Below are 11,631 nucleotides of genomic sequence, written 5' to 3'. Positions count from 1 at the left end.
CTCCAGGGGCCTCAGGCGGCCGCGCGCAGCGCCTCCAGCAGGAAGGCGGCGTTGGACGGTGTCGTACGCAGCTTGCCCATGAGCGTCTCCAGGGCCTGCCGGCGGTCGAGGCCCGCCAGGGTGCGGCGCAGCCGCCAGATCACCTGCCGCTCCTCGGGGTGCAGGAGGATCTCCTCGCGCCTGGTGCCGGACGCCTCCAGGTCGACCGCGGGGAACAGGCGGTGCTCGGCCAGGTCGCGGGCGAGGTGGAGTTCCATGTTGCCGGTGCCCTTGAACTCCTCGTACAGGCTGTTGTCCATGCGGGAGCCGGTGTCGACGAGGGCGCTGGCGAGGATGGTCAGCGAGCCGCCGCCCTCGACGTTGCGCGCGGCGCCGAAGAAACGCTTGGGCGGGTAGAGGGCACGGGCGTCGATGCCGACGGTGAGCACCCGGCCGCCGCCGGGCGCGAGGTTGTTGTAGGCCCGGCCGAGCCGGGTCAGCGAGTCGAGCAGCAGCACGACGTCGCGGCCGGTCTCCACCAGGCGCTTGGCGCGCTCGACGGCCAGTTCGGCGACGGCGGCGTGGTCACGGTCGGGGTGGTCGAAGGTGGAGGCGAAGATCTCGCCCTGGATGGAGGCGCGCATCTCGGTCACCTCCTCGGGCCGCTCGCCCACGAGCACGACCATGAGGTGGACCTCGGGATGGTTGCGGCTGATCCCGGCGGCCAGCGCCTGGAGGACCATCGTCTTGCCGGCCTTGGGCGGCGCCACGACGAGTCCGCGCTGTCCCTTGCCGATCGGCGCGACCAGGTCGATGACCCGGGTGCTGAGCGACTCGGTCTCGGTGACGAGCCGTTCGTCCGGATGTACGGGCGTCAGCTCTTCGAAGTGCGGCCGGTGCCGCCAGTCGGTCAGTCCGTTGACGGACACGACGGCGGCGAGCTTGCCCCCGGCCGCGGAGGCGACGACGTGGTCGCCGCGCCGCAGGCCGATCTGCTTGACCTTCTCGGGCGGCACCCGGACGTCACCGGGCCCCGGAAGGTGTTCCGCGCGGATGTGGGCGGACTTCTCGTGCACGTCGAGGAGGCCGCTCACCTGCCGTACGGGCGTTTCCGCGCGTTGTTGCGGAATGGTGTGAACAGTCATGATGAGCCCCTTTGGGGGAGATACGCCGAGCAGAGATCGGCGAGTTCGATGAGAAGCCGGGCCCGGAGAACCTGGGCGGGGCTTGATGAGGAAGACCAGCGGAGCTGAAGCTCAACGCTTGTGGGGAAGATACCACACGTTCCGCCCCATCAAACGCCTAGCCCTCTTGGACTATTCCCGGACGGTTCTGGTGTGTTCTCCCGCGCGTCCCGGCCCGTACGCGTGACAATGTTCTTCATCGCACCGAGCCGTGAGGAAAACTACCGGCCACCGGTGTAGCGAAAGGCACAGAACCCCCAGAAAAGCAGCGGCATCGTGTCAAGTGACATGCAGGACCCCTGCAACTCGACGGGGGTTCCATAGAGACATCCGAACTCCTTGGGGGATCACCATGCAGACCGTCCACTGCCCGCAGTGCCACCACACACTCGACGAGGGCCCGATCATGTACCGCTGCGCCCACTGCCGCCGCGCGGTCTTCGCCGCCGATGTCGAGAACGAGTACGTTCCGCGCCAGCCCGTGGCCGCCTAGCCTGGCGGGATGAAGCACAGCCCCATCACCGTCTCGGGCGTCGAGGTGACGCCCCTCTGCGACGCGGTGGGCCCGATGGGCCCCGCGATCCGCCTTCCGCTCGCCGAGATGTTCCCCGGCTCCAGCCCCGATGACGATCAGTGGGTCCTGCACTTCCACTGCTACCTGCTGCGCGACGGCGCAGGCCGCCTCACCCTCGTCGACACCGGCATCGGCGGGGAGGACTCCCCGGCGGCCGGCTGGGCGCCCGTTCCCGGCGTACTGATCGGTGAGCTGGCGGCGGCGGGCGTCGTGCCCGCCGACATCGACACCGTCATCCTCACCCACCTGCACAGCGACCACGCGAGCGGCGCGGTCGCGGACGGCGGGCCCGTGTTCGAGAACGCCCGCCACGTGCTCCAGCGGGCCGAGGTCGACGGCGCCTCCGGCGTCGCGCTCGACCGGCTCCTGACGCCGCTCAAGGGCCTGCTCCACGTCGTGGACGGCCAGGCCGAGGTCGCGCCGGGCATCCACGTCCAGCACACGCCCGGACACACCCCCGGCCACCAGATCGCCCGGGTCGGCGACCTCGCGATCACTGGCGACCTCGTGCTCCACCCGGTGCAACTGGCCGATCCGGGCGTCCACTACGTCTACGACGACGACCAGGAGACCGCCGCGCGCACCCGCGCCGACGTCCTGGCGGCGCTGCGCGCCGAGCGCGCGACGATCGCGACCGCGCATTTCAGCGAGCCGTTCATGCGTCTTTGATCTGCTACGGCACCATAGGCTGTCATGAAGATTCGTGTTGTGGCCGGTGTCGCTCTCGGCGCCGTACTGGTGGCCCCCGCCGTGGCGTCGGCGGCCACCGCGCCCGAGCTCACGGGCGCCGCCGTCTACGCAAGCGCCGGCCACCAGCTCACCCGCTACGAAGCAGGGGAGTGGAGCACCCTCGCCAAGATCGGCGCGCTGCCGCAGTTCGCGGCCTCGCCGGACGGCAGGAAGGCCGCCTGGGTGACCGACGGCGGCAACCTCCAGGTCAAGGACGGCGCCAAGACCGTCACCGCGGCCACCAAGCTCCAGGGCGGCACGCCGTGCCTGACCCCCGTCTGGTCCCCCGACTCCACCCAGATCGCCTACGCCAAGGGCGAGACCATCATGGCCGTCAGGGCCGACGGCACCGGCGCGCGCCGGCTCGGCACCTCCAAGGGCGTGTGCCACCTGGCCTGGGCGGCGGGCGGGCGCTACCTCGCGGGGTACACCGGCGAGGCCGACGCCGTCTACCGGCTCGACGTCAAGACCGGTAAGTCCGTCAAGGCCAAGGGCGTCAAGCTCGTCACCCACGTGCAGAGCCTGTCGCCGAACGGCCGCAACGCGGTCGTGGAGTTCCCCGCCAACCCCGAAGCCCTGGGCGACGGGAGCTGGCCCGCGGCCTTCAAGCCGGCCGTCGTCGACCTGGTGACCGGCAAGCAGCTCACCCCGGCCGTCAAGGGCAGGCTGATCGGCGCGTTCTACCTCGCCGACGGGCGGCTGGTCGTGCGGGTGGCGGGCAGCGCGCACAACACCCTGGTCGTGCTGGACGCGGCGGGCAAGGAGGCCCAGCGGGTCGAGGAGCCGGCCAAGGCCAGGACCCAGGCCCTGCTCCAGGTGCTGCCGTAACGTTGACCCGGTGAACGATTTCTGGTCCACGGTCAACCGGGTCGTCACCGGGGCCGCAGCGTACATCACGGACGAGCGGGGCCGGGCCCTGCTCGTCAAGCCCAACTACCGCGACCACTGGTCCTTCCCCGGCGGCATCATCGACGCCGGCGAGCACCCGGCGCAGGCGTGTGCCAGGGAGGTCGCCGAAGAGCTCGGCCTGGTGCTGGAGGTCGGCAGGCTGCTCGCCGTGAGCTGGGTCGACGGGCTGGCGTACGTGCCGTACGCGATGGTCAACTTCATGTTCGACTGCGGCGTGATCCCGTCGGGCACGGCGATCACGTTGCAGGCCGAGGAACTGGACGAGTACGGCTTCCACACCCACGAGGAGGCCGCCCGCCTGCTGCCGCCCCACGCCCACAGGCGGCTGCTGGCCGCCGCGCGGGCGCGGGAGTCGGGTGGGATGGCGTACCTAGCTCCCGGCGAGGACCGGCTGGTCGGCCAGGAGGGCTGAGGGCAGGAAGGCCATCGCCGTCAGGCCGCCGTAGGGCGAGGCCGTCAGGGTGACCTTGATGTCGTGCCGGGCGGCCAGGCGGCCGACCACGAACAGGCCCAGCCGGTCGCTCTGGGCCAGGTCGAACTCCGGCATCTTGGCCAGCCGGTCGTTGAGCTCGTCCAGCTCGACCCGTGGCAGCCCGAGGCCGCGGTCCTCGATCTCGATCATCAGGCCGTTCGGGGTGCCCGCGGTGCGTACGTCCACCCTGGTCTGCGGGGGTGAGAAGAGCGTGGCGTTCTCGACCAGCTCGGCCAGCAGGTGGGCCACGTCCGTGACCGTCGCGCCGAGCAGCGCGGCCTGCGGCGGCTGGTGGATCTCGACGCGCTCGTACTCCTCGACCTCGGCGACCGCGGCGCGCAGCACGTCGAGGATCGGCACCGGGTTGCGCCAGCCGCGTCCGGGGGCCTGGTCGGACAGGATGATCAGGCTCTCCGCGTGCCTGCGCATGCGGGTGGTCAGGTGGTCCAGCTTGAACAGGTCGGCCAGGATCTCGGGCTCCTCGGTGGCCCGCTCCATGCTGTCGAGCTGGAGCAACTGCCGGTGCAGCAGCGACTGGTTGCGCCTGGCCAGGTTGACGAAGACCTGGCTGACGCCGTGCCGGAGCCTGGCCTGGTCGACGGCGGCCTCGACGGCCGTGGACTGCACGTGGTTGAAGGCCCGTACGATGTCGGCGACCTCGGAGGTCTCCGTCCTGACCTCCAGCGGCGCGATCTCGGCGGTCGTGGGCGGGCGCGTGTTCGTACGCAGCCGCTCGACCAGCCCGGACAGCCGCACTTCGGCCAGTTCGGCGGCCGCGTCGCGCAGCCCGGCCAGCTCGCGGACCAGGCGCTTGCGGAACCGCAGCGACAACAGGATCGAGGCGAGCACGGCGAGCAGCCCCACGCCGCCGGCCACGCCGATCTTGATGAGGATGGTCGAGGCCGCCGGGTTCACCCGGTCCACGATGCCCTCGACGATCCCGGCCTGGTTGCGTTCGAGCGCGGTCCACAGGTTCTGGCCGTCCACCTCCCAGGTGGCGGCGGTGGCGGGCAGGCCGTTCATCGCGGCCTGGCCTCTGATGGCGTCCTCGGCGTCGAGGAACTCCTTGTAGACGGGCGAGCCGGCCAGCGCCTCGTACGGGCCGCGCAGGCTGCTGTCCAGGTGCGAGAGCGCCTGCGCGTACAGCAGCCGCCGGGTCGCCACCATCCCGGTGAACGCCTCGCGCTCGACGGCCTCCACCCGCCCTCTGGCCAGCACCACGACGACCATGGCGCGCTCGCGCGAGAGCAGGTCCTTGGCCTCGCCGAGCATGGTGACGGCCCTGGCCTGCCGGTAGAGCGACATGTCGGGCACCAGGACCATGGCGTCGTACATGCGGAAGGAGGCGTCCACGATCTGGCTGTAGCCGTCGATCACGGCGAGCGGGGCGACCGTCCGGTCGTCCACCTCGGCGCGGATGCCGCCCAGCAGGTCGAGCTTGCCGTTCAGGGCGTCGAGCTGCGAGCTCATCTCGGGTGACATGCCGCGCTGGTCCTTGGCCAGCTTGCGGAAGGCCGCCACGGTCCGGTCGGTCTGCCCGCGCTGCCTGGCCAGCTTGTCCCCGCCCCGCCGCGTGACCAGGAACTCGACCGAGGCCAGCCGCTCGTTCTGAAGCTGGACGTTGACCCGCTCCGACGGGGTGGCCAGGTGCGAGGCCAGCTTGTTGATCTCCAGCAGGCGCAGGCCGTCGCCGCCGGTCAGACCCGCCGCGAAGGCCCACAGCCCGACCAGGGACAGCAGCGGCACGAGCAGGAGGATGAGGAGTTTCAGAGCAATGGGACGGCCACGCGTGGGGGGCATGCGACCTCCGGGTGCATGATGAGAGCGCCTCGCAGATTACACCCCCCTTTGGAAGGATTTCTGTGCGTCTTCCGCGTTCTTCCGCCGGTTGGACCATCGGCGTCTTCGGCCTGCTCGCCTTCGTACTCGGGCTCTTCGGGTTGCTCTCGCCGAACTCTCTGCTGGTCCTACTGGGTTTCGAGGTGCTCGACGTACGCCCGTCCGGTGACTACACGCTGGTCTACATGGCTGCTTCGTCCATGGCAGCGGTGAACATGGGCGTCTATTACGTTTTCGCGGCTTCCGCCGACTACACGCCGTTCTTTCGATGGACCGTGCCATTCAGGCTCGTGACGTTCGCGGTGTTCACCACGCTGGTGCTGACGGGGGCGGCGCCGGGCAAGTTCTTCGGCGTGGGGCTCTGGGAAGGGGTGGGGGCGCTGGTCACCGGGTTCGCGCTCTGGCGCGAGGGCAAGTTGCTGCCCTCGCGCCCCTGAGCTCACGGTCTGGTGTCGTCGGTACGGCCCGCCACGAGCCGGTCCCCGTCGACCGGTTCGCCCGCGGTCCGGTCGTTCGCGGCCCGGTCGCCCGTCACGCGGTCGCGTTCGAGTTGCCGTTCCAGGTTGCGCTTCTCATCCTCCAGCCGGGAGACCCGGTCGGAGGCCTCGGCCCGTGCGGTACGCAGCCTGCGACGCTTCCTGGCGGTCCTGCGCGACCCGGAGCCGATCATCCAGAGTCCCGCCAGCAGTGCGGCCGCGGTGACCGCTCCGGCGAGGAACATCTGCACGTGATCGAGCTGGTACGTGTTGCCGAACAGGATGTACCTGGAAGTCTCCTCGGTCGCCACCAGGGCGACGGCGCCGCCGGCGAGCAGGACCAGGATCAGACCCAATAAGACCATCCGAACTCACCCCTTGTCGTCAGAGCGCGTTTCTTCTGCCCTGACGCGGGCGGGGTATGCGCATGATGGCGGTTATGAGACCCGAGCCTGGCCAGGTGCTGCATTTCTCCGAGGACCCGACCATCGAGCGGTTCGTGCCCCACGTCGCGGTGACGTCGGCGCTGGGGGAGCCGTACGTGTGGGCCGTGGGCCACGACCGCTGTCCCGACTACTGGTTCCCGCGCGCCTGCCCCCGGGCGATGGCGTGGCGGGGGCCGGACACCTCGGACGAGGACGTCGCCCGGATCGCCGGCGCGGGCTGCGGCGAGCGCGTCCACGCCGTCGAGTACGGCTGGCTCAGGGCCATCATGGACGTCCGGCTGTACGCCTACCGCCTGCCCGCGGCCGAGTTCGCGCCGATCGGTGACCCGCCGCACGCGGTGGTGTCGAAGGCCCCGGTCGTCCCGATCGGCCCGCCCGAACCGGTGGGCGACCTGTTCGAGCTGCACGAGCAGGCGGGCATTCAGCTACGCCTGCTGGACAACCTGTGGTCGTTCTGGCACGAGGTGACGGGCAGCAGCATGCAGTTCAGCGGGATTCGGCTGCGCAACGCGCGTCGATGAGCGCGGCCAGCTTCTCCACCGGCATCGAGCCGGGCGGCAGCTTCTCGCGGGCGTGCCGGTCGGCCTCGCGGCGCAGCACCTCGTTGACCGGCGTCGGCACGCCGTGCTCGCGGCCGAGCAGGACGATCTCGCCGTTGAGGTAGTCGGCCTCGATCGAGCCGCTGCCTCTGGCCAGGCTCTGCCACGACGATCCGCCGCCGCGTTCGACGCCTTCGACGGGGACGACGTCCACCTGGTGGCCGCGGACCCGCTGCTCGTCCTCGGCGGTGGAGTAGGGGATGCCCACGTGGTCGAACACGCGGACGGCCTCGGCGCGGGCCCGTTCGATGAGCGCGTACATGCCGTCGGCGTGCCCGGCGAGGGCTTCGACGGCGTTGCCGAGGTTGTTGAGGAGTTTGCCGTGCTTCCAGCGCATGACGTCGGGGGTGGCGCGGGCGAGCAGGCCGTACTTGCCGAGGTCGTCGGCGATCTGCCCGGCGAGGTCGTCCACACCCTGGGGATAACGCCCGACGTGCAGCAACCCGGAGTACGGGCGGGCGTAGGCGACCACGACGCCGGGTTCGAGGTGCTCGGCGGGCAGCCACACGCACATGCCGTAGACCCGCTCGAACCTACGCAGGACAGTACGTTCGTTGGCCACGCCGTTCTGGGCACACACGACCGGGACGTCCACCGGCCAGGGGGCGAGTGCGGCGAGGGTGTCCTGCGACTTGGTGGCCAGGATCAGCACGTCGTCGTCGCGGGTGGGGATGGGGCCGGGAGCCGCGGGGATGTGCAGGGTCTCGTCGGATTCGGGGGTGATCAGGCGGAGTCCGTCACGTTTGAGCGCCTCGTAGTGCGCCCCTCTCGCGACGAGCACGACGTCGTGCCCGCCTTGATGAAGGCGGGCGCCGATGGTGCCGCCGACTGCTCCTGCTCCGATCACTATGTAGCGCATTGTCCGAGAATGTCACTTCTTACTTCGCGAGCGCCACTTCGGTCTGCGGGATCAGGGCGGTCCCGCGCGTACGCTCCCGCATGATCGTCTTGAGCACGCGCCAGCCGTCGCGTACGGCGTGCAGGTTGCTCGCGCCGTGGATCCTGGAGCGCTCGTGGCTGGGCACCTCGTGGATGACCAGGCCGGCCTGGGCGGCCCGGACGTTCATGAGGGTCTCGATCTCGAAGCCGTCGCAGTCGAGGTCCATCGCGTCCAGGTGGTCGCGCCAGAAGGCGTTGTAGCCGTAGCACAGGTCGGTGAAGCGGGTGCCGTACAGCAGGTTGGTCAGGCCCGTGAGGAACTTGTTGCCGAGCGAGCGGATGGGGCTGAGGTCGTCGGAGCCGCCGCCGGGGGCGTACCGGGAGCCCTTGGCGAAGTCAGCGCCGTCAATGAGGGTCTCGACGAAGGAGTGGATCTCCTTGCCGTCGGTGGAGCCGTCGGCGTCGATCATGACGATGATGTCGCCTCGGGCCGCCTGGAAACCCTCGATGAGAGCGTTGCCCTTGCCGCGCCGGCTCTGCACGACGACCCGCAGGTCGGGGCGCAGCCTGCGCGCCACGGCGACGGTGTCGTCGGTCGAGTTGCCGTCGACCAGGATGACCTCGTCGATCCAGGCGGGCAGCGTGGCGAAGACGTGGGGAAGGTTCTCGGCTTCGTTCATCGCGGGGACGATGACACTGACACTGGCGGCGAAGGGCTGCTTGTTCATGGCTACAAGGTGCACCTGCACACATGCAGCCCACTTGACACTGCCTTGCAGTGATCCTACTTATATGCGATCTCCACCGACCAATGCCTCGTCCGAGCGTGCGACGATCTCGTCGACGGTCTCCTCGGGGGTCTGTCCGGAGGTGTCCAGCCACAGGCCGATCCTCGGCGTCTCGGCCCGCAGAGCGGCGTCGAGCTGGGAGATCGTCCAGGTGCCGTAGCCGGTTTTGGCGCGTTCGCGTTCGCGGCGCTCGACGGCGGCGGCGTCGGGGGCGAGTACGACCACCCGGAGCGGACGGCTTCGGACCCACTTGGTGAACCGCTCCAAGTCAGCCCCAAGAACCACATCTTGCACAATAGACGTGAATCCGGCTTCGAAATACAAGTCCGCCGTCTGGGCCGCGAGCCGGTAGCGGAGGTGGAGCTGGCGCACCGCCTCCTCCTCCGAACCGGGCGCCATCTCGGCCCGCCCGCCCACCACCATCCGGCGGAAGGCGTCGCCCCGGACGTGCGCCGAGCGCGGCAGGCGTTCGGCCAGGGCCTGGGCGACCGTGGACTTGCCCGAGGCCGAGATGCCGGTGATCAGGACGACGCCCTTCACCCGCCGACCAGCTTCCGTACCCTTTCCGCGCCCACGGCCATGAGCAGCGTCGGCAGCCGCGGCCCGGTGTCGCGGCCCACCAGCAGCCGGTAGAGCAGGACGAAGAACGCGCGCTGGGCCGCCTTGAGCTCCGGCGTGGGCTTGGCGTCGGCGGCCAGGCCGACCTGGAGCTTCGGCACGCCGTAGACCAGGCTGGTCAGGCCGTCGAGCGTCCAGTCGTCGAGGCCCTCGGCCAGCAGCCGCAGCGACTCCCGTTCGGTCTGGCCGAGCGAGTCGAGCAGCTCCTGGTCGGGTGTCTCGCGTACGTGGGTGCGCTGGTCGGCGGGCAGGTGGTCGGCCACCCAGCGCTGCGCGCGGTCGAGCCGGGGGCGGGCCTGGGCGAGCTCCTCGACGGCGTCGAGGTCGCGCAGGATGCGTAGCGCCTGCTCGTCGTGGCCGGTGGTGATGTCGACGATCGAGGCCAGCGTCCGGTAGGGCACCGGGTGCGGCGTGGCCGGCAGCGGCCCGGCGGCGGTGCTCACGGCGCGGTTGTGGGCGGCCAGCTCGGCGGGCTGCGCCTGGCCGAGGCCGACCTTGCGGCCCAGGGCGTCCCATTCGTCGTAGAGGCGCTGGATCTCCTGGTCGAAGGCGATCTTGAAGGACTGGGCCGGCTTGCGGCGGGCGTACAGCCAGCGCAACACCGGCGCCTCCATGATCTCCAGCGCGTCGGCCGGGGTCGGCACGTCGCCCTTGGAGCTGCTCATCTTGGCCATGCCGGTGATGCCGACGAAGGCGTACATCGGGCCGATCGGCTGCTCGCCGCCGAACACCTCGCCCACGATCTGGCCGCCGACGATCCAGGCCGAGCCGGGGGAGTGGTGGTCGACGCCCGACGGCTCGAAGACCACGCCCTCGTACGCCCACCGCATCGGCCAATCGACCTTCCACACCAGCTTGCCGCGGTCGTGCTCGGCCAGGCGCACGGTCTCGCCGAACCCGCACTCGCAGGTGTAGGCCAGCTCGGTCGTCTCGTCGTCGTACGCGGTGACCCGCGTGAGGTCGCGCTCGCACAACTCGCAGTACGGCTTGTACGGGAAGTAGTCCTCCACCTCCCGCACGCCCTCCTTGGTCCGGTACCGGTCGAGGATCGCGTCGATCCTGGACCGCTCGCGCACGGCCAGCAGGATCTGCTCGCGGTAGGCGCCGGAGGTGTACTGCTCGGTCTGGCTGATGCCCCGGTAGTCGATCCCCAGCTCGGCCAGGGCGGCGACCATCGGGGCCTTGAAGTGCTCGGCCCAGTTGGCGTGCGGGCTGCCGGGCGGGGCGGGCACGGAGGTCAGCGGCTTGCCGATGTGCTCGGCCCAGGCCGGGTCGACGCCCGCGGGCACCCTGCGGAAACGGTCGTAGTCGTCCCAGGACAGCAGGTGGACGCAGTCGAGGCCGCGCCGCCTGATCTCGTCGGCGACCAGGTGGGGGGTCATGATCTCGCGCAGGTTGCCGAGGTGGATGGGGCCCGAGGGGCTGAGCCCGGAGGCGCAGACGATCGGTTTGCCCGGGGCACGACGCTCCGCCTCGGAGATCACCTCGTCCGCGAACCTGGAGACCCAGTCGGCCTCTGCACTTTCCGCCATCGCGCCATTGTCGTGGCTCGCCGGGCTTCTGCGCCAACCAGCGGAAAATACGGTGCGTTGCCGGACGGGCCTGAAGTAGTCTCGGCGCCCATGACGCCTTCTCGTGTACGTCCGCCTTTCGTGGCCGACGAACGTACCCAGCTCGTCGGCTGGCTGGACATGCAGCGCGCGATCGTCCACTGGAAGTGCGAGGGCCTGTCCGAGGCGGACGCCCACCGTGTCGTCCTGCCCAGCTCGCCGCTGATGACGATGGCCGGGCTGGTCTCCCACATGCGCTGGACCGAGCACTGCTGGTTCGAGGTGCTCTTCCTGGGCGGCAGCTCAGAGGGCAACCCGCAGTTCCTGGAGGAGCCCGAGGACGCCGACATGCTGGTCGAGGGCGTCACGCTGGCCCAGCTCCTCGACGACTACGCCAAGCAGTGCGAGCGCTCCAACGAGATCGTGGCCGCCCACTCGCTCGACGACGTCGGCAAGCACCCCGACTTCCGGTCGGCGGCGTCCTCGCTGCGCTGGGTGCTGATCCACATGGTCGAGGAGACCGCCAGGCACGCCGGCCACCTCGACATCGTCAGAGAGCTGGTCGACGGGAACAAGGGCTACTACTGAC

General features: G+C 70.3%; 14 protein-coding genes. 7 read left to right on the top strand and 7 right to left on the bottom strand.

The window, feature by feature from the left end:
- Positions 1-11: 11 nt before the first annotated feature.
- On the bottom strand, positions 12-1,124 hold the full coding sequence (gene rho / locus DMB42_RS39940) for a transcription termination factor Rho (protein ID WP_125644108.1): 1,113 nt from the start codon (positions 1,122-1,124) through the stop codon (positions 12-14).
- A 391-nt stretch (positions 1,125-1,515) separates the two neighbouring features.
- Here rho and DMB42_RS53720 point away from each other — a divergent pair, with 391 nt between their 5' ends.
- The 4 genes from DMB42_RS53720 to DMB42_RS39925 are packed head-to-tail and all read left to right on the top strand — an operon-like array spanning position 1,516 to position 3,787.
- Positions 1,516-1,656 carry a hypothetical protein gene (locus tag DMB42_RS53720; protein WP_185845112.1) on the top strand — a complete coding sequence of 47 codons (141 nt, stop codon included), beginning with the start codon at positions 1,516-1,518 and terminating at the stop codon, positions 1,654-1,656.
- A 9-nt stretch (positions 1,657-1,665) separates the two neighbouring features.
- Positions 1,666-2,406: an MBL fold metallo-hydrolase gene (locus DMB42_RS39935; RefSeq protein ID WP_260478210.1), complete on the top strand. Its 741-nt coding sequence runs from the start codon at positions 1,666-1,668 to the stop codon at positions 2,404-2,406.
- A 24-nt stretch (positions 2,407-2,430) separates the two neighbouring features.
- A complete protein-coding gene (locus DMB42_RS39930; RefSeq protein ID WP_125644106.1) occupies positions 2,431-3,294 on the top strand; it encodes a PD40 domain-containing protein in 864 nt (287 codons plus the stop codon).
- 10 nt (positions 3,295-3,304) lie between these two features.
- Positions 3,305-3,787 (top strand): NUDIX hydrolase, encoded by a 483-nt coding sequence (locus DMB42_RS39925; protein ID WP_125644104.1) that lies wholly within the window; start codon positions 3,305-3,307, stop codon positions 3,785-3,787.
- Here DMB42_RS39925 and DMB42_RS39920 read toward each other — a convergent pair.
- Positions 3,746-5,647: a nitrate- and nitrite sensing domain-containing protein gene (locus DMB42_RS39920; protein ID WP_125644102.1), complete on the bottom strand. Its 1,902-nt coding sequence runs from the start codon at positions 5,645-5,647 to the stop codon at positions 3,746-3,748. The two genes, DMB42_RS39925 and DMB42_RS39920, sit on opposite strands and share 42 nt — an antisense overlap.
- Before the next feature lie 62 nt (positions 5,648-5,709).
- On the opposite strand from DMB42_RS39920, the gene DMB42_RS39915 reads away from it, so the two are divergent.
- The gene (locus DMB42_RS39915; RefSeq protein ID WP_185845111.1) at positions 5,710-6,123 is read left to right on the top strand and encodes a hypothetical protein; all 414 of its coding nucleotides are present in this window, start codon (positions 5,710-5,712) and stop codon (positions 6,121-6,123) included.
- Positions 6,124-6,125: 2 nt separating this feature from the next.
- Here the strand turns inward: DMB42_RS39915 and DMB42_RS39910 are convergent, their stop codons facing one another.
- Entirely contained in the window at positions 6,126-6,527 is a 402-nt protein-coding gene (locus DMB42_RS39910; RefSeq protein WP_125644100.1) for a hypothetical protein, read from the bottom strand.
- Positions 6,528-6,601: 74 nt separating this feature from the next.
- On the opposite strand from DMB42_RS39910, the gene DMB42_RS39905 reads away from it, so the two are divergent.
- Positions 6,602-7,129, top strand: coding sequence for a DUF6886 family protein (locus DMB42_RS39905; protein WP_125644098.1), 528 nt, complete (start codon positions 6,602-6,604; stop codon positions 7,127-7,129).
- On the opposite strand, the gene DMB42_RS39900 is transcribed toward DMB42_RS39905, so the two are convergent.
- The 4 genes from DMB42_RS39900 to lysS are packed head-to-tail and all read right to left on the bottom strand — an operon-like array spanning position 7,095 to position 11,024.
- A complete protein-coding gene (locus DMB42_RS39900; RefSeq protein WP_125644096.1) occupies positions 7,095-8,066 on the bottom strand; it encodes a ketopantoate reductase family protein in 972 nt (323 codons plus the stop codon). The two genes, DMB42_RS39905 and DMB42_RS39900, sit on opposite strands and share 35 nt — an antisense overlap.
- Before the next feature lie 19 nt (positions 8,067-8,085).
- Positions 8,086-8,814: a glycosyltransferase family 2 protein gene (locus tag DMB42_RS39895; protein WP_125644094.1), complete on the bottom strand. Its 729-nt coding sequence runs from the start codon at positions 8,812-8,814 to the stop codon at positions 8,086-8,088.
- Positions 8,815-8,874: 60 nt separating this feature from the next.
- Positions 8,875-9,414 (bottom strand): AAA family ATPase, encoded by a 540-nt coding sequence (locus DMB42_RS39890; protein ID WP_125644092.1) that lies wholly within the window; start codon positions 9,412-9,414, stop codon positions 8,875-8,877.
- Positions 9,411-11,024 carry a lysine--tRNA ligase gene (lysS, locus tag DMB42_RS39885; protein ID WP_125644090.1) on the bottom strand — a complete coding sequence of 538 codons (1,614 nt, stop codon included), beginning with the start codon at positions 11,022-11,024 and terminating at the stop codon, positions 9,411-9,413. The genes DMB42_RS39890 and lysS overlap by 4 nt, the downstream gene beginning before the upstream one ends.
- A 90-nt stretch (positions 11,025-11,114) precedes the next feature.
- On the opposite strand from lysS, the gene DMB42_RS39880 reads away from it, so the two are divergent.
- Positions 11,115-11,630 carry a DinB family protein gene (locus DMB42_RS39880; RefSeq protein WP_125644088.1) on the top strand — a complete coding sequence of 172 codons (516 nt, stop codon included), beginning with the start codon at positions 11,115-11,117 and terminating at the stop codon, positions 11,628-11,630.
- Position 11,631: the final 1 nt, after the last annotated feature.

Origin of the sequence: Nonomuraea sp. WAC 01424, assembly GCF_003947315.1 — a bacterium.
Taxonomy (GTDB): Bacteria; Actinomycetota; Actinomycetes; order Streptosporangiales; family Streptosporangiaceae; genus Nonomuraea; species Nonomuraea spiralis.
This window is presented reverse-complemented; position numbering and strand designations above follow the sequence as displayed.